The following is a 22,832-nucleotide window of genomic DNA, read 5'->3' as shown; positions in this document are numbered from 1 at the left end:
AATCGCTAGCCAACGGCCGGTTTCGGGCTCCGGCCTGCTTCTTCGAGGTCTTCGCGCGTCGGCCAGTCGAGGTCCCAGATCAATCGTCCCAGCGGCCTTTCGACGGGTGGCGATGATCCTTCCACCAGGAACGGCTTCACCAGCTCGCGCCACCAGGCGCTGATCGCCTCGTCCTCGGGGTCCGCCTGCATCGGTTCACGCCCATCCCTCACGACACAGTGCGTGAGCACGTCGCCGCGCAGGTAGATCTGCCACGACACGACACCGCCGCGCCGGAGGTGCCGATCGATCAGTCGAGGAACGGCTCGATGGAAGGCCTCGTAATCCGCCGCCGCTCCGGGCGCCAGCTGCGTGCAGCTCTCGTAGTAGTTGTCCATGGGCGGGTTCATCGTTCTCCTCAGCGTGTCGCGGGCATGGCGGGCGCCATGCGCAGTCCCGGCGGCCGGCACGTCAGAACCGCGGTCGGACATCGACGAAATCGGGTTGGGCCACGCGCATGTAGGCGGCGTCGTCGCGATGCGTTCTTCCGGACGCCAGATAGACCCCGTGCAGCTCGCGCAGTCGGTCCTCATCGAGCTCGACGCCGAGGCCGGGACCGGTGKGGACCTGCACCGCCCCGTCTCGGATCTCGATCGCGCCTGGCTTGATGATGTCGTAGGCGCCGTTCCAGGGGTAATGCGTGTCGCACGCATAGTCGATGCGGGGCATCGACGCCGCAACGTGGGTCATGGCGGCGAGGGAGATCCCCAGGTGCGAATTCGAGTGCATCGACAGGCCGAGACCGAACGTCTCGCAGATGATCCCCAGCTCGCGGGTACGGCGGAGCCCTCCCCAGAAGTGGTGGTCCGACAGGATGATCTGGACGGCGTCGGTCCGCACCGCCTCCGCGATCTGGTCGAAGCCGACGACGCACATGTTCGTCGCGAGTGGGATGCCGGCCGCGCGGGCGACGGCGGCCATCCCGGCCATGCCCATCGTCGGGTCCTCCAGGTATTGGAGCTTCCCGCGCAGGCGCGCCGCCACGTCAAGGGAGGTCTCGATCGACCACGCTCCGTTGGGATCGATGCGCAGCGGGATGCCGGGGAAGGCCTCGGCGAGCGCTTCGATGGCTGCGGCTTCGTCGTCGGGGTGGAACACGCCGCCCTTCAGCTTCAGGGAGCGGAATCCGAATTCATCGATCATCGCCCGGGCCTGACGGACGATGCCGGCCGGGTCGAGTGCCGCTCCCCATCGATCGGGTTCTGCGGCGTCCCGGTGCCGGTCCCACTTGTAGAAGAGGTAGCCGCTGTACTCGACCCTGTCTCGGACTCGGCCACCCAGCAGCGTGCTGACGGGAACGCCGAGAAGCTTGCCCTGAGCATCGTGGCAGGCGACTTCGATCGGCGCGAAGACCGCCCTGCGGATCCCGGCAGAATCTCCCTCCTCGCCGATCGCGCGACCGACCGCCGTCTCGATGGCGGCGAGGTCGAAGATGTTCAGTCCCCGCAGGCCATCGCGCGCCCGCGTCAGCGCGTCGACGATGTCCCGCTCGCCCCACCCTTCGCCCAGCCCGATCACACCGCCGCGCACCACGACCTGGACGATGCTGCGAAGCGCAAGCGCCTCGTGGACGCCCGCCGCGTTGAGGAGAGGCGGATCGGGAAACGCGACCGCGGTGACGATGACGTCTTGGATGATCACGAGAATCCCTTCATCGCACCTGCGCGCACTGACCTTGTCGACTATTATCGATTATCGCAAGCGTGTCAATGCGAATCTCCAGCTGCCACCGAAGGGCACCATGCCATCGTCGATCGTCCTCACCGGCGCCGCGGGCAGCGTCGGGACGCGGCTGCGGCCGCTCCTTCGCGCAGAGGGCCACGAGCTCACGCTCGTGGACATCGCTTCTCCCCCGGATCCTGCACCCTCCGAGCGGTCGGTGACAGCATCCGTGACGGATGTCGACGCCCTGACGGCCGCATTCACCGGGGCGGACGCCGTGGTGCATCTCGCTGGATTCGCCGGGGAGATGCCGTGGGCTGACATCCTGCGCGTGAACATCGACGGCGGGCGCGGGGTGCTGGAAGCCGCCCGCCGCGCCGGCGTGCGACGCGTGCTCCTCGCGAGCTCGATCCACGCGGTGGGGTTTCACACGCCGGCGTCCGTCGAGGGAACGGCGGTGCCGCCCTTCCGGCCCGACACCTACTACGGGGTCGGCAAGGTGGTGCTGGAGGCTCTCGGCCAGCTGTACGCCGACCGCTTCGGCATGTCGGTCGTCGCCGCACGACTGGGGACCGTCGAACCTGAGCCCACCAGCATCCGCTCTCTGTCCACCTGGCTGTCGATCGCCGATCTGGCGCGCCTCGTCGCAGCCGTCACCAGGCTCGAGAAGCCGGGCTTCCACACGGTCTGGGGCCTCTCCGCGAATCAGCGGGGCTTCGCCGACCTCTCGGCGGGCGCCGAGATCGGATATGTGCCGGTCGACGATGCCGAAGCCTTCGCTGCCCGCCTCGCGCCCGAGGCGCAGGCCGGCCGGATCACCGAACTGGGAGCGGGATGGATCCACCATCCTCTGGGCGAGCCGTTCTGAAGGATTCCCTCACCCGGTGGTCTGGCGCGGCGTCTTGATGGTCGCCCCGGCAGCGAGGAAGGCCGCCGCGGCGACGATGTGCGCGCCATCCCACACCGTGCCGGAGAACTCGAACGGGTAGAGCGGGTTCCAGAGGATCGCGATCGCGAGCATGACCGGCACCCACCACCACTGCCGCGCCTGCAGTGCGAACCATCCGATGATGACCGCGAGGATCGCGATGATGTAGCGGACGACCTGGTAGTACTCGTGGCCCACGAGGGCGATGCCCGCGAGGCAGGCGGCTGCGGCGAGGATCGCTGGGGCCACCACCGCTTCATCGACTTCTGCGGCTGGAAGATCCGAATGAACCACGGCGTCCCCGAAGTCCGCGCCCCCAGCTGGTGCGACGCCCCCTCCGATGGCGGCCCGTCACCACCTCGAAAACCCGACTTCAGGACGCCGTCCTCCGACACTGAGCCTCGAGCGCCGCAAATCCGGCGACCCGCGTCAATTCGCGAAGGAGTGCGAGCGGATCGCCACTAACTCTTGCGTTGACCTGGGCGGTAGTCGAGGTTCCAGCCAAACGGCAATCGGTCCTCGCCGCACTTCGTGCAGCGCTCGTAGCGGCCGCCGTCAGGGCTGATCTGCCACTCCCAGTGATGTCGGATGTTGAGCCGGCACAGCAAGGGCTTGCTTCGCAGCATTGTCATCAGGGTCCTCCTCTCCGGGTCGGGGTTCGCGGTCGCGCGACGCAACGACCACGAGGACCCCAGAATTCGCAGCGCGTACGCGGCCTGTCGCCGCGTGGGCATCCCATAGAGCTCCGCCTGGAATTCCTGAAGGTAGCGGTTCCGCCTCGAACCCCCGGGCAGGACCTGTGCTGCCAGTTCGACCAGGAACGAGGGGACGAGCGCCGGGGGCGTCTCGCTGGCACTCCTGGTCGGGTGCATCATTGCCCCGGTTGTGGAATCAGCGCGCCCCTCGGAGCACGCCGAGACTGATAAGCCCGGGCCAGAGCGCTGCGCGCGGCGGTCTCACCCTTGGCGTCGAGCGCGTAGTAGCGGCGAGCCGGTCGGCCCTCGACCGACGGATCGATGTCCTCCCAACGGGAGGTGACCCAGCCCAACCCCTCGAGGCGAGCGAGGATCGGGTGCACGGTTCCGCTCGGCAAACCGGCAGCAGCGCCGATCTCGACCCCGTAGAGCTCGGCCGCGGGATCGACCAGCAGAGCGCGCAGGACAAGCTGGGTGCTGAGGGTCATCTTCGGGGTCTTCGTCATCACGGTCGTATTCTACTTAGGGGCTAGGTAGAGCACAAGCCTGACCCGAAGGCGGGCGGCGCTCAGCCGGTGGTCTGGCGCGGCGTCTTGATGGTCGCCCCGGCAGCGAGGAAGGCCGCCGCGGCCACGATGTGCGCGCCATCCCACACCGTGCCGGAGAACTCGAACGGGTAGAGCGGGTTCCAGAGGATCGCGATCGCGACCATCACCGGCACCCACCACCACTGCCGCGCCTGCAGGGCGAACCAGCCGATGATGACCGCGAGGATCGCGATGATGTAGCGGACCACCTGGTAGTACTCGTGGCCCACGAGGGCGATGCCCGCGAGGCAGGCGACTGCGGCGAGGATCGCTGGGGCCAATGCGTTCCGCTGGTACTGGGACGGCTCTCGCGGGGGCGCTGGGGACACCGTGCGAGTGTACCGAGCGGTCATCGCCACGGCCGACCGGCCTTCCTCAGTCGCGGACGCGCGCGTACCGCATCCACACCACACCGGAGTCGAACGGGCGGCACTCCACGAGCTCGAGCGGCACCTGCACCCCGGCCGGGAAGAACGGCTTGCCCCCACCGACGGCCAGCGGATTGACCCACATCCGGAACTCGTCGACGAGGTCGATCAAGGAGGCGGCGAGCGACGGGCCGCCGATGTCGATGTGCCCCTCGGCCGGCTCGGCCTTCAACCGCTGCACCTCTGCTCGTGCATCAGCACGCCGGATGAGGGTGCAGTTCTCCCCCACCGCCTCGAGGGTGTCCGACACGATGATGCGAGGTGTGTCCGAATACAGGCGCGCGAACTCGGCCTCGACCGGCGACAGCGAGGGGTCACCGACGGCGGCCGGCCAGAACGGCTCCATGGTCTCGTAGAGGCGACGACCGTAGACGAAGAAGCGCGCCGCGCGCGCCTGGTCATTGGCGAGCTGGTGGATGGCGGGATCGGGCGCCGACCAGGCGAAACCTCCGTCCGCATCCTCGGCATAGCCGTCCAGCGAGACGCCCATCGAGTAGATGACCTTCGACATGCGCCCCAGGCTAGCCCTGGTCCGCTGCGGTGAACACGTCCTCGATGCGGCAGCGGAACGTCTGCGCGATCTGGAACGCAAGCGGAAGCGATGGATCGAATCGCCCGCGTTCGATCGAGATCACGGTCTGCCGGGAGACGCCGAGCGCCGTCGCGAGGTCGGCCTGAGTCCAGCCACGCTCGAGTCGTCGCTCCGCGAGGTTATTCTTCATTTCAGCGCGCGATGGCGGATCACGAGGTAGCGCAGGCCAGCGTCGGCCGCGCTCAATGCGATCAGCGCGAGCACGACGACCAGCGCCTCGACGTCCGGCCGATAGACCATCAATACGACGGCCAGGACGATCGTCGTCAAGAGGACGTCGATGAAAGCGCCGGCAGCCGCCTGCCTGATCCATGCCAGTTCAACGCTCTCCCCGCCACGCGGATCACGGGTGGCCGTGTTGTTCGTGACGAAGATCCGGGCGCCGAGCGAAAAGGAGGGGTAGGCGGCGCACAGCGCGCCGATCCCCGCAGCGAGCCAGAAGTCGTCGGGGTTCGTCGCGCCCACCACCAACGCGACCGCGATCGTCGCGATCGCGCCGAACGCGATCGCGAGCAGGTAGTGCGACGCAGGCGCCCGTCGGGTCACCGGGTGATCGCTCATCGGCTCGAGCCCTCTCTTCCAACGTGTAAAGCGTGCTTTACTCGAGCCAAGTAAAGCACGCTTTACACGCTGGGTCCAGCCTGGTCAGAGGCCGACCGCGGCCATGCCTGCGTCGTCGTACCGGTTGCCCGCGACGCCGACCCGATCGGCGAGCGCGTTCAGGTCGGCGATGTCGTCAGCGGACAGCGCGAGGGACGTCGCGCCGGCATTCTCGTCGAGTCGCTCGCGCCGTCTCGTTCCTGGAATCGGAACGATGAACGGATGCTGCGCCAGCAGCCACGCGAGCGCCACCTGTGCGGGGGTTGCGCCGCGAGCCTCGGCGAGGCTGCGGACCTGGTCGACGATCGCCTGGTTGGCGCGGAGGTTGTCGGCGGCGAATCGGGGCACTCGGGCGCGGATCTCGTCGGGCGCGAATGTCGCGTCCGGGGTGACCGTGCCGGTGAGGAAGCCCTTGCCGAGCGGGCTGAACGGGACGAACCCGATGCCGAGTTCCGCCAGGGTCGGCAGGACCTCGGGCTCGGGGTCGCGGGTCCACAGCGAGTACTCGCTCTGCACCGCGGTGACGGGGGTCACCGCGTGGGCGCGGCGGATCGTGCCGGCGCCTGCCTCGGAGAGCCCGAAGTGGCGCACTTTGCCCTCGCGGATCAGCTCGCCGACGGTGCCGGCGACGTCTTCGATGGGGACGTTCGGGTCGACGCGGTGCTGGTAGAGCAGGTCGATCGACTCGACTCCGAGGCGGGTGAGCGATCCTTCCGCGGCGCGGCGGATCTGCTCCGGGCGCGAGTTCACGCCCTGCATCTTTCCGTCGACTATGTGGAAGCCGAACTTGGTCGCGATCGTCACCCGATCGCGGATCGGGGCGATCGCCTCGCCGACCAGCTCCTCGTTGTCGTACGGTCCGTAGACCTCAGCGGTGTCGATGAGCGTCACCCCGTGATCGACGGCGTACCGCAGCACGCCGATCATGTCGGCGCGGTCGCCGGGGTTCGGCCCGTAGCTCTGCGACATCCCCATCGCGCCGAAGCCGATGGCCGAAACGTCGAGGCCCTGTCCGAGAGTTCTCCTGTGCATGATCTGCCTTTCCTTTCGGTGTCAGTTGGCCGACGATCGTCGCTATCCTCGTCGTGATTCCACGCTAGGCATCGCGGCCCGCCTGTGGGAGTCACTGACAGAACCCCGTTCGGACAGAACCGCTTGCTTTCCATGTTGGAAAGTGATTCACTTTCCAACATGGAAACTGACGACCACTCCTTCGCTGACGATCTCGACACGATCGCCTCAGCGCGCGCCGCCATCGTGCGTCGAAGCGGCACGCCGACCTGGTACTTCCCGCTCGTCGGAGTGCTCATCGCGGTGCTCGTCCTCACGATCGGTCTCGGAATCGGAACGTCGTGGTACCTGCCGGCGATCCTCCTTGTGCTCGTGGCGGAGGGGGTTGTGATCGGCGTGCATCGCCGCGCGACAGGCACATCGGTGCCCGGCAGCGCGTGGCCGGCGTGGGTCTGGGCATGGTCCGCGGTCCTTGCCGCCGTGCCCGTGCTCGCGGCGGTCGCACTTCACTTCACCGGTGCGCCCGCCTGGACCATCGTTCTCGTCGCCGTGGTGGGGGGACTCAGCGCAGGATTCGGGTCGGCGATCCTCAACCGCCGATGGGAAGCGTCCCGGGTCGCACCGTGACGGAGCCGCACTTCGACGAGGTCGTCCACGCTCCGCAGCGGCTGCGCATCCTCGCGATGCTCGACGCCATCTCGGGCGACGTCGAATTCTCGGCCTTACGTGACGCCCTCGACGTCGCCGACTCCGTCGTCAGCAAGCACCTCAAGGTCCTTGCCGAGGCGGGGTACGTGTCAATCCGCAAGGCCGCGAATATCGGCCGGCAGCGCACGTGGGTTCGGCTGACCGCGCGCGGCAGAGACGCGTACGCGGCTCATGTCGCCGCGCTCCGCGAAATCGTGGCCTCGCTGTCGGAGTGACGTGCTGAATCCAGCCTCTAACGAGGCGGAAAGTGCGAGATCGGCGTCGGCCGCTTCGACGCGGGGTGACCGGCATCCGGCAGCGTCGTCGTGTCTTCGTACGGTCGCGTCGGCTCGTGGGCACTCACGGGTGTCCGCCAGATCGGGGGATTGCGCGGTGCCGCGGTGTCTTGCGTCTCGACCGCGAACCGCCGTCCCGAGATCGACACCGGCGTCACACAGATGAAGTCGTGCTTGCTGGTGGGGCTCGCCGAGATCAGGGCGAGCACGCCCGACTCATGTAGTTCGCTGTCGATGGCCACTCGTCGGGCAGAGCCCCGCAGCACGACGCTCCAATAGAAGCCGTCATCTTCACCGTCGATCTCGAAAGCGGCGACGGGGTGCACCGAGATCGCCTTGAGCTTGGAGCCTCGCGCCGTGCGGATGTAGATCGAGCCGTCATGCACCGTGTAATTGAGCGGGAACACGTCGGGCATGCCGTCCAGACCCTCGACCGCGAGACGCCCGAAGAACCGGGCCTCCACCAGTTCCCAGCACTCCGCCGTCGACAGATGCTGCACCGATCGGCGCTCGACCGGCGCGCGGGGTCCTCGATTCGAATCGTTCATGGTTGGAGCTCCTTCGCTCGAGTCCACTCCACCCCCTGCGGCGCAGGGTCGCAGGGCCGAAGGTCCCACGGGTCGACGATCCTTGGTGCTTTCTTGGACGGCATGCTGTGCAATGGAGACGTCGAGCGGGTCAAGCGGAGGGACCGATCCTGAACGAGTCCACGCATCCGTCCCTGCTGTACGTCGAAGACGACCCGGAGATCGCCGAGATGACCATCGAAGTGCTCTCCGACGCCTATGCCGTCGATCATGTCGCCGACGGGAAGGTGGCCCTCGCGCGGGCGCTCGGCCATCGCTACGACCTGATGCTCATCGACCGGCGGCTGCCCGGAATGGACGGGACGCAGCTCGTGGCGGCGGTGCGCACGGCGCGCATCACGACACCGATTCTGCTGCTCACCGCGTTGGGCGCGATCCACGATCGTGTCGAAGGACTGGATGCCGGCGCCAACGACTATCTGGTCAAGCCCTTCGACTTCGATGAGCTGCTGGCGAGGCTCCGGGCGCTGCTGCGCGGCTACCGCGCGGAGGGTGAGCGTCGGCACCTGGGCGAGTGGCTGTTCACGCCCGGGTCGTGGTCGCTGTACTCCCCGACCGGACTGCGGGTGGCGCTGACCGAGACGGAGACGTCGCTGATCGGCCTGCTCTCGGAGAGCCCTGACCATGTCTTCTCCAGAGACGAGATCCTGAACGCGGTCTTCACCGCCGCGGACGCGCCCGGATCGGTAGACACCTACGTGCACTACATCCGTCGCAAGTCGACCCCGGAGCTGATCGAGACCGTGCGCGGCCACGGCTACCGCATCGGGGCGCCGACGTGACGGATGCCGAGGACCGCGTCCGTGTGCGCCGCGCGTCGACAGCGGTCGGCGTGTGGGTCGCCGCGGCATCAGCGGTCATCATCGCCAGCGGGGTCGGAATCCTGGTGGCGGTGATCCTGGTGACCTCCCGTCCGGAGCGGGGCGAGGTCGGTCGCGGTCAGGACCACGACGGCGACCACGTCGTCGTGGACGTGGATCGGGTCGTCCCGTGGATCATCGTGCTGGGCATCGTGGGCGTTCTTCTGCTCGCCCTGGTCGCCTGGCTGGCGGCGAGCCGTTCGGTGCGCCCGCTCGCCGAGGCGCTGCAGGCGCAGCGGAACTTCGTCTCGGACGCGAGCCACGAGCTGCGCACGCCGCTGACCGCGCTCACGAGCCGGATTCAGATCGTGCAGCGACGCCACACCCGCGGTGAGTCCCTCGACGAGACGATCGCCGATCTGCGCCGCAACGCGGCCACGATGGACGACGTGCTGACCGACCTTCTGCTGTCCGCCGAAGGCGATGCCGCCGGCCCCGCGGAGCCCTCCGACGTGCGACGCGGTCTCGAGTCCGCGGTGCAGGCGCTGACCCCCCTCGCCGACGATGCCAACGTGGCGATCGAGGTTGCCGCGGGCAAGGAGCTGCGTGCCTCGATCCCCTCGGTGACGCTCACCCGTCTGTGTGTCGCCCTGGTCGACAACGCGATCCAGCATGCCCCGCCGGGCAGCGGCATCCGGGTGTCCGCCGTCGTGGCGGGCCGGTCGGTGCAGATCCGGGTGAGCGATCACGGTCCTGGGATCCGCGAAGCCGACGCGGAGCGCATCTTCGAGCGGTTCGCCCGCGCCGGCGAGACGGGGCGACGGCGCGGATTCGGGCTCGGGCTCGCGCTGGTGCGCGATGTCGCGACCCGCTACGGCGGCACGGTCGCGGTGGAGACGACCTCGCCTCAGGGCACGACCTTCCTCCTCGTCCTCCCCTCGGCCTAGACGAGCGCGGGGCCCGGTGCGACCGCTGCGGTCGTGCTGACCTCGGTGGCGCCGAGCCAGCGCCGCACTGTGCCGCCCTGCCCCACCACGAGGCCCGTGTGCGTCGAGGACTCGCCGATCCAGGAGAGGTCGTCGATCCCGGCGACCACCGCCGTGGTCGCCCATACGTCGGCCGCCGCGAGCCCGTCCGCGACGACGGTCGCGCTCAGCACGCTCCGCGCCGGCTCGCCGGTGCGCGGGTCGATGATGTGTTCGCCGCGTTCGGCAGTGCCGGATGTCGCGACCGCGCCGTTGCGGACCTCCAGCGTCGCGACGACCTCGCCGGGTCGTGCGGGGTCGGCGATGCCGATCGTCCAGGTCCAGTCCGCCCCGTCTGCGGTGAACAGCTGCAGATCGCCTCCGGCATTCACGCCGACCGCGAGGACTCCGGGCTCCGCCAGCAGCGGCGCGAGGTGGCGGCGCGCAGCGGCTTCGACCGCCCAGCCTTTCACGTACCCGGTCGGGTCGAACCAGCCCTGCCAGTGCGCGGAGAAGCGTCCGCCCGTCGCCTGTTCCCACCGGAGGCACGCCTCCGCGACCTCGCCGACGCGGGGGTCGAGGTCGGCCATCGCTGCTTCACCTCGTCGCAGCCTTGAGATGTCCGAGTCCGCGCGATAGGTCGAGAACAGCCGGTCGATCTCACGCAGCTGGTCGAAGCATCCGGACACCGCTTCATCCACCGCAGGCCGGTCGGCCGCCGACTCCGAGATCAGGTGGATGCTGATCGCCGTCCCCATGATGGTCTCGACCCACGCACGCCGCGCGGGAGTGGCGGAGGTCATGCTGTCGCCTGGTCGATGGCGCTCTGCAGCGACTGCAGGTAGCCATCGCTCGTGTACGTCGCGCCCGAGACCATGTCGATGCGGCTGCTCTGCGCGGAGACCGTCTCGGACACGAGGATCGGGATCGCCTGCTGGTTGATCTGCCGGTCGCGGCCGTTGCTGGACGGATACTGCGGGACGTCGACCTTCGTGATCATCCCGCCCGACACGGTGATCCGCACCGCGACCCCGCCGTAGCGGGTGTTCGCCGCCGCGCCCGTGAACGTGCCGTCGGTCAGCCCGGACGCGGTACTGCTCGAATCGGTCCCGGTAGAAGTCGTCCCGGTCGAACTCGTCCCGGTCGAAGTCGTCCCGGTCGTGTTCGTCGACTGACCGGTGGGCAGAGCTTCGCCGACCGAGGTGCGGTAGCTGAAGAGCAGCACCAGACCTGCGAGGGTCGCGAACGCGCCGTAGATGATCTTCTTCATAGGGTCTCCGATCGCCGGTGGGGCTAGAGGGTGAAAGCTTCGCTGTGGATGCGATCTGGTGCCGCGCCGGCGGCCGCGAGGTCGGCGCGCACGGCGTCCATCCACGGGATCGGCCCGCAGAGGAAGACGTCGTACTCGGCGAGATCGGGCGCGAGGTGGTGGATCAGCTGCGCACCGCTCCAGGCCGAGTGGGAGGCCGGGAGCCAGATGGACCCGCTGTGTGAGCGGGCCCCATTCAGCGTGAAGTGACGGACGCCGCGCGCCGCAGCGAGCGTCTCGATCTCGAGACGCCGCAGCAGCTCGTCGTCATCGTGGTCGCGCGTGATCAGCGTCGCATCGCCCCGTCCGTACGGCTCGGACTCGAGCAGGGCCACCAGCGGAGCGACGCCGGCACCCGCGCCGAGCATGAGCAGCTTGGTCCCGGTGCGGGATTCGCCCGTCATGTGCCCGTACGGGCCCTCGAAGATCACCCGGGTGCCCGGTCGCAGCGTGGTCAGGCGATGCGTGCCATCCCCGACAACCCGTGCCGAGATGACGAGGTCATCGCCCTGCGGGGCAGCGGCGAGCGAGAACGGGTGACCGCGCATCCAGCCGGAGCCGTCGAGGAATCGCCACACGAAGAACTGGCCGGCCCGCGCATCGAGACGGCTCATGTCGCGACCGCGCATCCGCACCGTCACTCCCCGGCGCCCGTCCGGCTTCACGCCGACCACCCGCACTTCGTGGCGCATCGCCCGCACCGCCGGGACGCCGATCCGGAAGAAGAGGACGGATGCCGCCACCACGACCCACAGTCCCCACCAGTACGCCGTCGCGAGCGGCGACGCGGTGAAGTCCGCCCCCGTCCACAGCATGTGCGGGATGGCGAGACCGACGCCGAGGTAGCCGTACAGGTGCAGCAGGTGCCACGACTCGTAGCGGAGCCGGCGGCGCGAGCGACGGATCGAGGTGACGACCACCATGACGAGAAGGAGCGTGCCCGCTGTCGCGAGCAGCATGCCCGGATAGTCCCAGATGAACTGCCACAGCTGCAGGAACGGATTGATCGCCGCCGCGGCGGCGTATCCCGCCACGAGGAGGACGATGTGCAGGAGCAGCAGCCAGAACGACCAGAAGCCCACGATGCGATGCATCCGGGTGATTCCTTCGCGCCCGAACCCCCGCTCGAAGATCGGTACGCGGGCCATCAGCAGAACCTGGTACAGCAGGAGGTTCGCCGATACCAGCCCGGTGAGCCGGCCGAGGGTGTTGAGCGTCTCGGCGTTGTGAGCGAGGAGCGCCACGATGCCTCCGCCCTGCACCCACAGCGCCACGATCAGCAGACTCGTGATCCAGATCAGGGAAACTGCCAGGACGTTCCATCGCCCCCGGCTCGCCCCGGGAGCACGTCGCTCGGGCGCAGCGGCGACCGGTCGCGCAGAGGGCGTGCCGGAGGGGTGCGGAGGAGAGGTGATGGCAGCCATGGGACCCACCTTCCTGGGCCGCTTCTGAGACAGCGCTAAGAATGGGGGCCGCCCGGCGAGCTCATAGCAAACGCATGGCTTTCGCGTAGTCGCGCCGGTCGGAGCGGGTTGGGGCGACGGGACCTTCGGCCCTGCCCGTGGAGGCATCCTGGGGTTCGCTGAGAGAAGGGCAGCCGCCGTTGCGGCCGAGAGAAACGATGGAGATGACGTCATGGATGCTACGGATGATGCGGTCGTCGCAGCGCTCAGTGAAGAGGAGTGCTGGGCGCTGTTGTCGCGGTCCGAACTGGGTCGTCTTGCCCTGACCGTGCAGGGCGAGCCCGACATCTTCCCCGTCAACTACGCGGTCGACGGGGGCAGATTGTTCTTCCGTACAGCCCCCGGCTCGAAGCTGTCAGAACTCGCGGTGAACCCCCACGTCGCCTTCGAAGTCGACGAACACGACGAGACGTATGCGGCGAGCGTTGTGGTGAAAGGTGTCGCAGAGCGTCTTGAGCTGCAGCACGAGATCGACGACGCCGATGGGCTCCCACTGACGCCGTGGATTCCGACGCTCAAATACCGCTGGGTGCGCATCGTCCCGGCGTCGATCAGCGGTCGCTCCTTCGAGCGCGGGCCGGAACCTGATCGGTACGCGGCATCGAGCAACGACGAGTGGACCTGACGCTGGCGAACCGACGGTCGCCGTCCTAGATTTGCGGAGACGGCTGGGGACGGAGGATCACCGTGACCGAATCCGGGCCACTCTCGTTTCCCGACGGACCGCGCACCGAGCTCGAAGAGGCGATCTCGTCACTCATAGCGCAGAGTGAGCGCGTCCTGCGCGCCCAAGGACGACTCCGCGCCTTGCTCCGCGCCACACAGGCGGTGCTGGAGCAGAGCGATCTCACCCTCGTCCTCCGCAGCATCGTCGAAGCTGCGACCGAATTGGTCGGCGCACAGTACGGGGCGATGGGCGTCATCAACCCCGAACGCGACGGGCTCGAGCAGTTCCTGTACGTCGGGCTGACCGAGGAGGAGGCAGCCGCCATCGGCCATCTGCCCGAAGGACGCGGCCTGCTGGGAGCTCTGTTCACCGATCCCCATCCGATTCGGCTGGCCCACATGGCGGACGACGAGCGATCAGTCGGCTTCCCTCCGCATCATCCTCCGATGGAGTCCTTCCTCGGTGTGCCCGTGCGAGTGCACGGTGAAGTCTTCGGAAATCTCTATCTGACGAACTCCGGCAGCCGAGACTTCGCCGAAGAGGACGAGCAGCTCGTCGGGGCGCTGGCCCTCACCGCGGGTTTCGCGATCGAGAACGCCCGGCTTCTGGCGGAGACCCGGATTCGCGCCCGGTGGATGACCGCGGCTGCGGAGCTCTCGGCGGGGATCGGCGCCACCCCGACCGACAAGGCGCTGGATCTCATCGCCCATCGCGTGCGAGACATCTCGGGCGCGGACCAGGTCACGGTGCTCATCCTCAACGCGCATGATGGCCGGCTTCAGGTGGGCGCCGCAACGGGTCCGGATGAAGCATCGCTGCGCGGAGCAGCCTTCGAGCCGTTCCGCTCGTTCGCCGGGCGCGTCCTGGATGACGCTGCCGCGCACGTTCGGCCGCAGCAGCACACCACCGATCGGGATCCTCTCCTCGTCACGCTCGACGGGGTCAGCGGTCCAGCCCTGGCCGTCCCCTTGCGCACGCACGCCCAGTTCTGGGGCATCCTGTGCATCGCCCGAAGCCCCGATGCCGGCCGCTTCTCCCCCGCCGAGACCGAGGCTGCCGCGGACCTCGCCTCTCGCGCAAGCATCGCGCTCGAACTCGCGCGGGCCGGCGAGGAGGCCCAGCGAGCACTCCTCGCAGACGACCGACGGCGGATCGCCCGCGACCTGCATGATCACGTCATCCAGCAGCTCTTCGGGGCCGGACTGGGCTTGCAGGCGCTGAGCAGCCGACTTGGACCAGGACCCGATGCCGACACCCTGGACGAGACGATCGATCGGCTCGACGACGCGATCGGGCAGATCCGAACGGTGATCTTCGCGCTCTCCCATCGAGACGAGGAATCGCTGCGCCATCGTCTTCTCGATGTCGTCGGCGCGGTGTCGGGGTCGGCACGCCGGCCGCCCGCCATCCGCTTCACGGGTCCCGTCGACCTCATGGTCCGCGATGACCTCGCCACCGAGGTGGTCGCGGTGGCGCGGGAGCTGCTCAGCAACGCCACACGGCACGCGCACGCCGACCACATCTCAATGGAGGTCGCGGCGCAGGACGGCAGCGTTACGGTCGTGGTCGACGACGACGGTGTCGGGATCGACGACGGCGCACCACGCAGCGGGCTCGACAATCTCCAGGCGCGCGCGGCCGATCGGCTAGGGCAGTTCGAGGTGAGATCGTCGGAAGCCGGCACAGCCGCCCGCTGGACGGCGCCCATCGCGTCGTCCTCACCTGCCGACCGCTCTGGGGACGCCCGATGATCCGCGTCTTCCTCGTCGACGACCATGAGATCGTCCGCCGGGGGCTCGTCGGCCTGGTCGATGCTCAACCCGACATGGAAGTGGTCGGCGAGGCGGCGACGGCACGCCAGTCGCTGGGCCGCATTGAAGCGACGACGCCGGATGTCGCGGTGCTGGATGTCCGCCTCCCCGATGGCAGCGGCATCGACGTCTGCCGCGACGTGCGCTCCCGCCTGCCTTCGGTCGCCTGCTTGATCCTGACGGCCTACGACGATGACGCGGCGGTGTCGGCCGCAGTGCTCGCCGGAGCCGCGGGCTACGTGCTCAAGGACATCGGCGGCTCCCGCCTGGTGGACGCCATCCGCGCCGTCGCGAATGGCCGCATCATCCTCGACGCCGACGCCGTCCGGCAGGCGAAGGCCCACATCCACGAACGCGCCGCCGACGATCCGCGAATGGGGTCATTGGGTCTGCGCGAACGTCAGATCCTCCGGCTGATCGCCGACGGCCTGACCAATCGCCAGATCGGCGAGCATCTCGGCATCGCGGAGAAGACCGTGAAGAACTACGTGTCGTCCCTGCTCAGCAAGCTGGGGCTGGAGCGGCGGACGCAGGCCGCTATCTTCCAGCTCGAACACCCGGACGGGCAGCCACCGAAGTAGCGGGCACGCCGTAATGGGGCGGCACGACGCAGATCGGGCACTCCGCCCGCCAGAGGATCTCCTGACCGACCGAGCCGAGCAGACTGCCCACCAGCACACCGCGGCGGTGGGTGCCGATGACGATCAGCGATGATCTGCCATCGAATCGCAGCAGCGCTGCGGATCGGCTGTCCCTGATGAGTTCGCTCTGCACCGAGAGATTCGGATGCTCGATCAGAACCCGCTGTGCGGCGCCTTCGAGATCCTGCCAGTTGTCCTCGATCACTTCCTCGGGGGTCACGGCGAGGACGGTCGACGCATCGAGAGCCGGCGCGGGCATCAGCCACGAGTGCACGAGCCGGAGATCGGTCGAACTCCGCAGCGCCTCAGCAGCGGCGAAGTCCAGTGCGGCATCCGAGGATTCATCGCTCCCGATTCCCACCGTCACGGGATCGTCCGTGTCTCGCCATCCGACGGGGATCATGCAGACCGGCGCCTCGGAGCGGGTGCTCAAGCGCAGCGGCATCCATCCTCCGGCGGCAGCGCGGATGGGGTGCCCGGGGTTGATCCCCACGACGACCAGATCCGCTTCGTCCGATGCCCGCGCGATCGAATCCGTGACACCTCCTTCGAGGCGGTGCACTGCCACGTCAAGACCTGGGACGCGCTCATCCAGCAGCGCTTGCGCCCTGCCGAGACGCTGCCATTCGATCGCGCGCTCCTTATAGAGCGGCGAGGCGACGAGGACAACATCGACGCTCGTGTGTCCGGGGACGGCTCGAGCGGCCGTCCAGTCAAGCGCTGACACCGCGGCGGGACTGCCGTCGTAGCCGAGGACTATGCGTTCCATCGGAGCCTCCTCCGCTCACACCTGCTCACAGGACCATCCTCGGGATGGAGTGACAGGGATGCCGGGCCGAAGGTCCCGCCGATTCTCCGGCACCGGCGGGCACGTCTCGCACGCCGGCAGTGGCGCCCAACCGTCGTGGGCGTACGCGGTGTCTTGCGGCCGGGTCCGCGCGGCGGGATCCTGAATTGACAGCTGTGGAAGCACCCGTTCCAAAGGACGACAGATGGTCGAGCCCGGCAGCGCACCCTCCGCCGACGGCGACAGCGCCCTCGTGGTCGATCTCGCGCACGTGTCGGCCGACGACGTCGCGGCGGTCGGCGGAAAGGCCGCGAATCTCGGGGAGCTGATCCACGCCGGCTTCGATGTGCCGCCGGGCTTCTGCATCACCACGGACGCGTACCGGCAGGCCGTACGGGAGACTGCCGTCGAGGCAGGAACCGGGACGGATGCCGCGGCCGCGCGCGCGACGGTGCTCCATGCACCGTTCCCCGAACCGGTGGCCGAAGCCGTGCGGGAGGCGTACGCGCGCCTGGAGTCCGGGGCCGACGGGCGCGTCGCGGTGCGATCGTCGGCGACCGCGGAGGACCTGCCCGGCGCGAGCTTCGCAGGGCAGCAGGACACCTATCTCAATGTCGCGGGCATCGATGACGTGCTCGACGCGGTGCACCGGTGCTGGGCGTCGCTGTGGACCCACCGCGCGGTCGCGTACCGCGCCGCGCAGGGCATCGACGGCGCCGGGGTGGCGCTTGCCGTCGTCGTGCAGCGGATGGTGGACGCCGAATCGGCGGGCGTCCTCTTCACGGCCGACCCGGTGACCGGAAGGCGACGGCAGGCGGTGCTCGACGCAGCTCGCGGCCTCGGCGACGCGGTGGTGTCCGGAGCCGTCGACCCCGACCACTTCGTCGTCGACACTGAGACCGAGCAGATCCTCGACCGGCGGCGGGGCGGCTCGGCCGCCGAGCGGCCGGCCAGCCTGACCGACGCGCAAGTGCGAGACCTTGTGTCGCTCGGCGATCGGGTGGAGCGGGCGTTCGGCAGCCCACAGGACATCGAGTGGGCGGTGGACGCCGACGGACACGCGTGGGTGACGCAGTCCCGGCCGATCACGACGCTGTTTCCCGTCCCGGTGCGCGCTGTGCCCCTGCCCGCCGATGAGGCCCGCGTCTACTTCTGCGTCAGCCTCGCCCAGGGACTGCACCGACCGCTCACACCGATGGGCATCGCCGCGTTCCGGGTGGTCGGCTCGGGATTCCTCGATCTCATCGGCCGCCGACCTGCCCGAGTCATCGACGGGCCTGGCGGTTTCGCGATCGGAGGCGACCGGATCTTCGTGGACGCGACTCCGATCGTGCGATCTGCGGTGGGTCGTGAGATCTTCCCTCGTGCTTTGGATGTGATGGAGGCACGGTCCGCCGTCGTGCTCCGGGGACTGTTCGACGACCCGCGGTTCGCTGTGCTGCCCGGGTCCCGACGCCGCTTCATCGGGCCGGCGCTTCGTCTCGCCACTCGGATCCGGCTGCCCTTCGTCGTCGCTCAGGCGCTCGTCAGCCCGGCGGCCGCGCAGCGCCGAGTGCGACGGCTCGCGGACGAGGTCCGTGCGAGAGACATCCCGGCCGGCCGCGACATCCCGACTCGGGTCGACGGCGTCGTCGACCTGCTCCTCCACGCGATGCCGCTCGCACCGCGCAGCCTGCCGGGCGCCGTCGCCGGCTTCGCCATGCTCGGGCTCGCCGGACGACTGCTGCGCGGCTCGACACAGCCCGGTGATCTGCAGACCGTCCTTCGCAGCGTGCCCGACAACGTCACGACCGAAATGGATCTCGAATTGTGGCGCGTCGCCGTGCGCGCGCGGGACGATGCCGACTCGGCGACCGCATTGGGCACGCAGACCGCCCGCGACCTCGCCGACGGCTACCGGGCGGGCACCCTGCCCGCTGTCCTGCAGCGCGGCATGACGGACTTCCTCCGGCAGTACGGTCACCGCGCCGTCGCCGAGATCGATCTGGGGATGCCGCGATGGTCGGACGACCCCGCGCACCTGTTCGGCGTGCTGTCCGGGTACCTCCGCCTGGACCCGGACGCGGCCACACCCGAACAGCATTTCGCGGACGGTGCGCGCGACGCCCGGGCCATGGGCGTGACGCTGATCCGGCGCGCCCGCCGGGTCAGCCGGGTTCGTGCGGTCGCCGTGCGGTTCTGCCTGCGCCGTGCTCGGGCGCTCGTCGGCATGCGCGAGATGCCGAAGTTCCTCGTCATCACAGCGATGCACCGGGCGCGCAGAGCGATGCTCCAGATCGGGACCGAGCTCGCTGATTCCGGCCGGATCGCCGAGGCAGAGGACGTCTTCTTCCTCGACTTCGACGAGACCAAGCGCGCCGCCGCAGGAGAAGACCTGCGCGCCACGGTCGGCGAACGCAGGGAACGGTACGACGCCGAACTGCGCCGCCGGCACGTGCCACGGATGCTGCTCTCGGACGGAACAGAGCTCGAGGCCGTCGGTTCCGGCTCGGAGGCCGCTCAGGAGGGAGCCCTTCGGGGAACACCCGCGTCGGCGGGAATCGTCACCGCGCCGGCGCGGGTCATCCTGGATCCGGTCGGCGCCCGCCTGGAGCCGGGCGAGATCCTGGTGGCACCGTCCACCGACCCGGGCTGGACGCCGCTGTTCCTCACGGCCGGCGGGCTCGTGATGGAGATGGGCGGCGCCAACAGCCATGGCGCCGTCGTCGCACGGGAGTACGGCATTCCGGCTGTCGTGGGAGTGGCGCGTGCGACGGAGGCCATCACGACCGGAGACGAGGTGACCGTCGACGGCGCCAGCGGAGTGGTGACGCTGCCACCGTCCGCCGCGGCCCCCGGTCGTTGAGCGAGCGAAGCGAGACGAAACGCCCCACCTCACCGCCCGGTCGTTGAGCGAGCGAGCGAGACGAAACGCCCAGAGCCATCGATACACGGTTCGTCTCGTCGCTGCGCACCTCACGCATAGGCCGACGTGGTTTGCTCTAAGGGGCCGCTCCGTCTTCGCGGCCGAAGGAGAAGTGCTCATGCCGGATGCCGCGACCCAGTCCAGTCCGACCGCTCCACGGAACGCCCGACCCGGCCCCGACCCGACCTCGCCGTTCTTCCGCGCGGGCGGACGCCACCGGTTCACGGCCCGTCGGGCCAGCGTCATCGGCGTCGAGCAGATCGCTCCGTCGATGCTGCGCGTGCGGGTCACCGGACCAGACTTCGGCGACTTCGTCAGCGGCGGTCCGTCCGACCACGTCCGGGTGTTCTTCCCCGACCCGGTGACCGGCGAGCTCATCGCACCGACCGCGGCCGGACCCGGCGAAGACGGCATCGTCCGGCCGGAGGGTTCGATGCACGCCCGGGACTTCACGCCGCTCCGGGTGGTCACCACCGGGTCCGACGTCGCCGTCGACCTGGACTTCTACCTGCATCCCTCCCCTGGACCAGCGGCGGTGTGGGCAGCCGCAGCACGCACCGGCGACGAGCTCGTCATCGTCGGCCCGCGCGGCTCGAAGGGCGCGCCGCAGGGCGCAGCCCGGCTCGTGCTCGTGTGCGACGAGACGGCGCTGCCCTCGGCCACACGATGGGCGGCGGAAGTGCCCGCCGCGACATCCGTGGACCTCGTTGCGATCACGGCGGACGACGGGGGCTGGGTCGGCGACTACATCGCCGAGACCTCCGGTCGCCGCGATGTCCGCATCAACCCTCTGCCCGCAGGCGCCGGCGACGAAGCGCTCATTGCGCTCTTCGAAAGAGTGCGGACGAACGATCTCGATGCACCCGCTTTGCCGGCGTTCGATCCGACGCCCTCGACCTTCGTCTTCGCGGCGGGCGAGGCATCCGCTCTCGTCGCCCTCCGTCGGCACCTGCGCCGCACCCTCGGGCTCTCCGCGGAGCAGGTCGCGATGAGCGGCTACTGGAAGCGCGGGACCGCCGGCTTCGACCACCACGCGCCCATCGACCCCGCCGACCCCGACTGACCTTCGGCTGCGGCACCCGCTCGCGCGCTCCCGGAAGTGCCGCGACCCGCACGCGGACCTGAGGCCTGCGTGCGGGTCGCGGGTGGGAGACCTCAGTGCTTGTCGAGCACGACCGGACGGCGCAGGAAGAGCACCGCGACCAGCCCGACCAGGATGACGCTGGCCGGCAGCAGGATCGACTGCGCCATCGCCGTGGAGAATCCCTCCAGCACGAACGGCGGCAGGGTGCCGCCGCCGAAGCCGCTGGCGGCCTGCGACGCACCGGGGAGGTTCGCCTCGAGGCGACCCTGCATGAAGGCTGCGATGGCCGCCGAGCCGATCACCGAGCCGACGGTGCGCGTCGTGTTGTAGATGCCCGCGCCGGCGCCCGCCTGCTTCATCGGGAGGCCGCGGGTCGCCGTCGTCGCGAGCGGACCCCACATGCCCGCGTTGCCGATGCCCATCAGCGCCGAAGGCAGGAGGAACATCCACACCGGGGTGTCGACGTTCATGATCGCCGAGTACCAGAACAGCGACCCGGCGACCGCCAGCAGCCCGGGCACCAGGAGGAATCGGGGATCGGTGCGATCGAGGAGCTTGCCGGCGAAGGGGGCGAGGACGCCCGACAGCACCGCCATCGGGATGAGGAGCAGTGCGGACTGGGTCGGGGTCAGGCCGAGCGCGAGCTGGATGAAGAACATGAGGGGCAGTGACATGCTCGTGACCGTGAATCCGACCGTGGAGATCGCGATGTTCGAGACGCTGAAGTTGCGCTCCTTGAACAGCTCCAGCGGGACGAGCGGCTCGTTCTTCGTGCGCGCCTGGGTCCAGATGAAGATCCCCATGACGATGATGCCGGCGATGATCATGCCCCACACGGTGATGGGGCCCCAGATCACACCCCAGTCGTAGTGCTGCGCCTCCTGCAGTCCGAAGACGATGAGGAAGAGGCCGACAGCGCTGAGCAGCACACCGAGGATGTCGAAGCGATGCGGGTGGGTCGGCAGGTTCGGCACGAGGATCGCGGCCATCACGAACGCGACGATGCCCACCGGGATGTTGATGAAGAAGATCCACTCCCACCCGAGGCCGTCGACGAGAAGCCCGCCGGCCAGCGGTCCGACCAGCGTCGCGACACCGGCGGTCGCACCCCACAGACCCATGGCAGCGCCGCGGTTCGCGGGCGGGAAGGTGCGGGTGATGACGGCCATCGTCTGCGGGGTCATGAGCGCAGCGCCGAGGCCCTGCACCGCACGCGCGACGATCAGCAGGGTCAGCGTGCCCGACAGTCCGCAGCCGAGCGAAGCCAGGGTGAAGACGACGAGTCCGATGAGGTAGATGCGCTTGGGTCCGAAGCGATCGCCGAGGCGCCCCGTGATCAGCAGCGGCACCGCATACGCCAGCAGGTACGCGCTCGTGACCCACACGACGTTGTCGAGGTTCGCGCTGTCGGGGTCGAGCGCGGCTTTGATCGCCGGGTTCGCGACCGAGACGATCGTCGTGTCGACGAGGATCATGAAGAACCCGATGACGAGGGCCCACAGGGCCGGCCACGGGTTCTTGGGTCCTTGCGTCTTGTTGACGCCCGTGATCAGGCGGGGTTCCCCGAGAGGAGCGGATGCCGCGGCATCCGTCGATTGCTCTGTCATAGTCGTGCGGCCTTTCGGGATTCGAGATAGTGCGGGGTCGGCGCGATGACCGCTCCCCACGAGAAGCTGGAGGTTTCAAGGCGCTCGAGGATTCCGTCGAGCCAGGCGAGATCGGCGCCCTGCAGCAGCACGGCACGCTCGACCTCGAGCAGGAACTGCTCGGGGACGCCCTTCTCGACCGCCGCGGCGCGACCTTCGCGCAGTGTTGCGAGCGACGCGGCGAGAGCGGCACGGCGGAGGCGCAGCAGCCCGATCACCTCGTCGCGGTCGAGATTGTGCGATTCGGCGAGGGCGACGCGGAATTCCGCGGGGTGATCGATGCGCGCGAGCTCGCGCCGCACCCATTCACAGACGGAATCGCTGCCACGCGGAGTGAGTGTGTAGGTGGTGCGATCGGGACGGTTGCCGTCACGGTCGACGCCGACCTCGGCGACGAGCCCGGTCCGTTCCAGCCGCGCGACCGTGTGGTAGAGAGTGCCGTTCGCGATCGGCACGAGCCGGTCGTCCCGCCGCTGCCGCATGAGCCGCATCATCTCGTACGGATGCATGTCGCCTTCGCCGAGCAGCGCGAGCACCATCACCGCCAGCGGGGTGAGGCGATCGACGGCGTCTCTCATGATGAGCCTTTGCGTGGGGAAGGGGGTGGGACCGAATAGTCCGTGACGTTTAGTCCATATGGAC

At 69.0% G+C, this 22,832-nt stretch carries 27 protein-coding genes; 10 read left to right on the top strand and 17 right to left on the bottom strand.

All coding sequences use genetic code 11. The features are described 5' to 3' along the window. Window positions 1–5: 5 nt before the first annotated feature. Window positions 6–470 (bottom strand): L-rhamnose mutarotase, encoded by a 465-nt coding sequence (locus ACXJ3V_RS15780; RefSeq protein WP_457101282.1) that lies wholly within the window; start codon window positions 468–470, stop codon window positions 6–8. Continuing rightward, window positions 451–1,680, bottom strand: coding sequence for an enolase C-terminal domain-like protein (locus tag ACXJ3V_RS15775; protein ID WP_457101281.1), 1,230 nt, complete (start codon window positions 1,678–1,680; stop codon window positions 451–453). The genes ACXJ3V_RS15780 and ACXJ3V_RS15775 overlap by 20 nt, the downstream gene beginning before the upstream one ends. A gap of 100 nt (window positions 1,681–1,780) precedes the next feature. On the opposite strand from ACXJ3V_RS15775, the gene ACXJ3V_RS15770 reads away from it, so the two are divergent. Beyond that, window positions 1,781–2,569: an NAD-dependent epimerase/dehydratase family protein gene (locus ACXJ3V_RS15770; protein ID WP_457101280.1), complete on the top strand. Its 789-nt coding sequence runs from the start codon at window positions 1,781–1,783 to the stop codon at window positions 2,567–2,569. Window positions 2,570–2,578: 9 nt separating this feature from the next. Here ACXJ3V_RS15770 and ACXJ3V_RS15765 read toward each other — a convergent pair whose 3' ends face one another. From ACXJ3V_RS15765 to ACXJ3V_RS15730, 8 genes are all read right to left on the bottom strand, one after another. Further along, a complete protein-coding gene (locus ACXJ3V_RS15765; protein ID WP_457101279.1) occupies window positions 2,579–2,878 on the bottom strand; it encodes a DUF6804 family protein in 300 nt (99 codons plus the stop codon). Window positions 2,879–3,090: 212 nt separating this feature from the next. After that, complete coding sequence (locus ACXJ3V_RS15760) at window positions 3,091–3,504, bottom strand: hypothetical protein (RefSeq protein WP_457101278.1); 414 nt, start codon at window positions 3,502–3,504, stop codon at window positions 3,091–3,093. Next, a complete protein-coding gene (locus ACXJ3V_RS15755; protein ID WP_457101326.1) occupies window positions 3,501–3,830 on the bottom strand; it encodes a PadR family transcriptional regulator in 330 nt (109 codons plus the stop codon). The genes ACXJ3V_RS15760 and ACXJ3V_RS15755 overlap by 4 nt, the downstream gene beginning before the upstream one ends. Before the next feature lie 62 nt (window positions 3,831–3,892). Next, window positions 3,893–4,240, bottom strand: coding sequence for a DUF6804 family protein (locus ACXJ3V_RS15750; protein WP_457101277.1), 348 nt, complete (start codon window positions 4,238–4,240; stop codon window positions 3,893–3,895). A 46-nt stretch (window positions 4,241–4,286) separates the two neighbouring features. Beyond that, window positions 4,287–4,850, bottom strand: a complete 564-nt coding sequence (locus ACXJ3V_RS15745; RefSeq protein WP_457101276.1) for a dihydrofolate reductase family protein — start codon at window positions 4,848–4,850, stop codon at window positions 4,287–4,289. Between the two features lie 10 nt (window positions 4,851–4,860). Next, window positions 4,861–5,061, bottom strand: coding sequence for a helix-turn-helix transcriptional regulator (locus ACXJ3V_RS15740; RefSeq protein ID WP_457101275.1), 201 nt, complete (start codon window positions 5,059–5,061; stop codon window positions 4,861–4,863). Next, window positions 5,058–5,492, bottom strand: a complete 435-nt coding sequence (locus tag ACXJ3V_RS15735; RefSeq protein WP_457101274.1) for a hypothetical protein — start codon at window positions 5,490–5,492, stop codon at window positions 5,058–5,060. The genes ACXJ3V_RS15740 and ACXJ3V_RS15735 overlap by 4 nt, the downstream gene beginning before the upstream one ends. An 84-nt stretch (window positions 5,493–5,576) precedes the next feature. After that, window positions 5,577–6,563 (bottom strand): aldo/keto reductase, encoded by a 987-nt coding sequence (locus ACXJ3V_RS15730; RefSeq protein ID WP_457101273.1) that lies wholly within the window; start codon window positions 6,561–6,563, stop codon window positions 5,577–5,579. A gap of 159 nt (window positions 6,564–6,722) precedes the next feature. On the opposite strand from ACXJ3V_RS15730, the gene ACXJ3V_RS15725 reads away from it, so the two are divergent. Together ACXJ3V_RS15725 and ACXJ3V_RS15720 are read left to right on the top strand one after the other, a co-directional pair. After that, the gene (locus ACXJ3V_RS15725; RefSeq protein ID WP_457101272.1) at window positions 6,723–7,169 is read left to right on the top strand and encodes a hypothetical protein; all 447 of its coding nucleotides are present in this window, start codon (window positions 6,723–6,725) and stop codon (window positions 7,167–7,169) included. Next, the gene (locus tag ACXJ3V_RS15720; protein WP_457101271.1) at window positions 7,166–7,465 is read left to right on the top strand and encodes a transcriptional regulator; all 300 of its coding nucleotides are present in this window, start codon (window positions 7,166–7,168) and stop codon (window positions 7,463–7,465) included. The genes ACXJ3V_RS15725 and ACXJ3V_RS15720 overlap by 4 nt, the downstream gene beginning before the upstream one ends. A 17-nt stretch (window positions 7,466–7,482) precedes the next feature. On the opposite strand, the gene ACXJ3V_RS15715 is transcribed toward ACXJ3V_RS15720, so the two are convergent. Further along, window positions 7,483–8,073 (bottom strand): pyridoxamine 5'-phosphate oxidase family protein, encoded by a 591-nt coding sequence (locus ACXJ3V_RS15715; RefSeq protein WP_457101270.1) that lies wholly within the window; start codon window positions 8,071–8,073, stop codon window positions 7,483–7,485. A 107-nt stretch (window positions 8,074–8,180) separates the two neighbouring features. Here ACXJ3V_RS15715 and ACXJ3V_RS15710 point away from each other — a divergent pair, with 107 nt between their 5' ends. Continuing rightward, window positions 8,181–8,894 carry a response regulator transcription factor gene (locus ACXJ3V_RS15710; RefSeq protein WP_457101269.1) on the top strand — a complete coding sequence of 238 codons (714 nt, stop codon included), beginning with the start codon at window positions 8,181–8,183 and terminating at the stop codon, window positions 8,892–8,894. After that, on the top strand, window positions 8,891–9,859 hold the full coding sequence (locus ACXJ3V_RS15705) for a sensor histidine kinase (protein ID WP_457101268.1): 969 nt from the start codon (window positions 8,891–8,893) through the stop codon (window positions 9,857–9,859). The genes ACXJ3V_RS15710 and ACXJ3V_RS15705 overlap by 4 nt, the downstream gene beginning before the upstream one ends. Here the strand turns inward: ACXJ3V_RS15705 and ACXJ3V_RS15700 are convergent. From ACXJ3V_RS15700 to ACXJ3V_RS15690, 3 genes are read right to left on the bottom strand one after another with little or no spacing between them, the layout of a single operon-like run. Then, window positions 9,856–10,680: an FAD:protein FMN transferase gene (locus ACXJ3V_RS15700; protein ID WP_457101267.1), complete on the bottom strand. Its 825-nt coding sequence runs from the start codon at window positions 10,678–10,680 to the stop codon at window positions 9,856–9,858. The two genes, ACXJ3V_RS15705 and ACXJ3V_RS15700, sit on opposite strands and share 4 nt — an antisense overlap. Next, window positions 10,677–11,147, bottom strand: a complete 471-nt coding sequence (locus tag ACXJ3V_RS15695; protein ID WP_457101266.1) for an FMN-binding protein — start codon at window positions 11,145–11,147, stop codon at window positions 10,677–10,679. Before ACXJ3V_RS15695 ends, ACXJ3V_RS15700 begins: the two co-directional genes overlap by 4 nt. A gap of 23 nt (window positions 11,148–11,170) precedes the next feature. Next, on the bottom strand, window positions 11,171–12,610 hold the full coding sequence (locus ACXJ3V_RS15690; RefSeq protein WP_457101265.1) for a ferredoxin reductase family protein: 1,440 nt from the start codon (window positions 12,608–12,610) through the stop codon (window positions 11,171–11,173). Window positions 12,611–12,821: 211 nt separating this feature from the next. On the opposite strand from ACXJ3V_RS15690, the gene ACXJ3V_RS15685 reads away from it, so the two are divergent. The 3 genes from ACXJ3V_RS15685 to ACXJ3V_RS15675 all read left to right on the top strand — a co-directional run bounded on the left by ACXJ3V_RS15685 (window position 12,822) and on the right by ACXJ3V_RS15675 (window position 15,708). Continuing rightward, window positions 12,822–13,274 (top strand): pyridoxamine 5'-phosphate oxidase family protein, encoded by a 453-nt coding sequence (locus ACXJ3V_RS15685; protein WP_457101264.1) that lies wholly within the window; start codon window positions 12,822–12,824, stop codon window positions 13,272–13,274. Window positions 13,275–13,336: 62 nt separating this feature from the next. Further along, window positions 13,337–15,067 carry a GAF domain-containing protein gene (locus ACXJ3V_RS15680; RefSeq protein WP_457101263.1) on the top strand — a complete coding sequence of 577 codons (1,731 nt, stop codon included), beginning with the start codon at window positions 13,337–13,339 and terminating at the stop codon, window positions 15,065–15,067. Then, window positions 15,064–15,708, top strand: a complete 645-nt coding sequence (locus ACXJ3V_RS15675; protein ID WP_457101262.1) for a response regulator — start codon at window positions 15,064–15,066, stop codon at window positions 15,706–15,708. The genes ACXJ3V_RS15680 and ACXJ3V_RS15675 overlap by 4 nt, the downstream gene beginning before the upstream one ends. On the opposite strand, the gene ACXJ3V_RS15670 is transcribed toward ACXJ3V_RS15675, so the two are convergent. Continuing rightward, window positions 15,665–16,537: a universal stress protein gene (locus ACXJ3V_RS15670; protein WP_457101261.1), complete on the bottom strand. Its 873-nt coding sequence runs from the start codon at window positions 16,535–16,537 to the stop codon at window positions 15,665–15,667. The genes ACXJ3V_RS15675 and ACXJ3V_RS15670 overlap by 44 nt on opposite strands. A gap of 223 nt (window positions 16,538–16,760) precedes the next feature. Here ACXJ3V_RS15670 and ACXJ3V_RS15665 point away from each other — a divergent pair, with 223 nt between their 5' ends. Next, entirely contained in the window at window positions 16,761–19,400 is a 2,640-nt protein-coding gene (locus tag ACXJ3V_RS15665; protein WP_457101260.1) for a PEP/pyruvate-binding domain-containing protein, read from the top strand. A 178-nt stretch (window positions 19,401–19,578) separates the two neighbouring features. Then, on the top strand, window positions 19,579–20,523 hold the full coding sequence (locus ACXJ3V_RS15660; protein ID WP_457101259.1) for a siderophore-interacting protein: 945 nt from the start codon (window positions 19,579–19,581) through the stop codon (window positions 20,521–20,523). Between the two features lie 92 nt (window positions 20,524–20,615). On the opposite strand, the gene ACXJ3V_RS15655 is transcribed toward ACXJ3V_RS15660, so the two are convergent. Together ACXJ3V_RS15655 and ACXJ3V_RS15650 are read right to left on the bottom strand one after the other, a co-directional pair. Further along, window positions 20,616–22,151: a DHA2 family efflux MFS transporter permease subunit gene (locus ACXJ3V_RS15655; RefSeq protein WP_457101258.1), complete on the bottom strand. Its 1,536-nt coding sequence runs from the start codon at window positions 22,149–22,151 to the stop codon at window positions 20,616–20,618. After that, window positions 22,148–22,768 (bottom strand): PadR family transcriptional regulator, encoded by a 621-nt coding sequence (locus ACXJ3V_RS15650; protein WP_457101257.1) that lies wholly within the window; start codon window positions 22,766–22,768, stop codon window positions 22,148–22,150. Before ACXJ3V_RS15650 ends, ACXJ3V_RS15655 begins: the two co-directional genes overlap by 4 nt. Window positions 22,769–22,832 lie beyond the last annotated feature (64 nt).

The sequence above is a fragment of the Microbacterium sp. P5_E9 genome (assembly GCF_054049175.1).
Note: the sequence above shows the minus strand (reverse complement) of the source record. Positions and strands in the feature narration are given on the sequence as shown.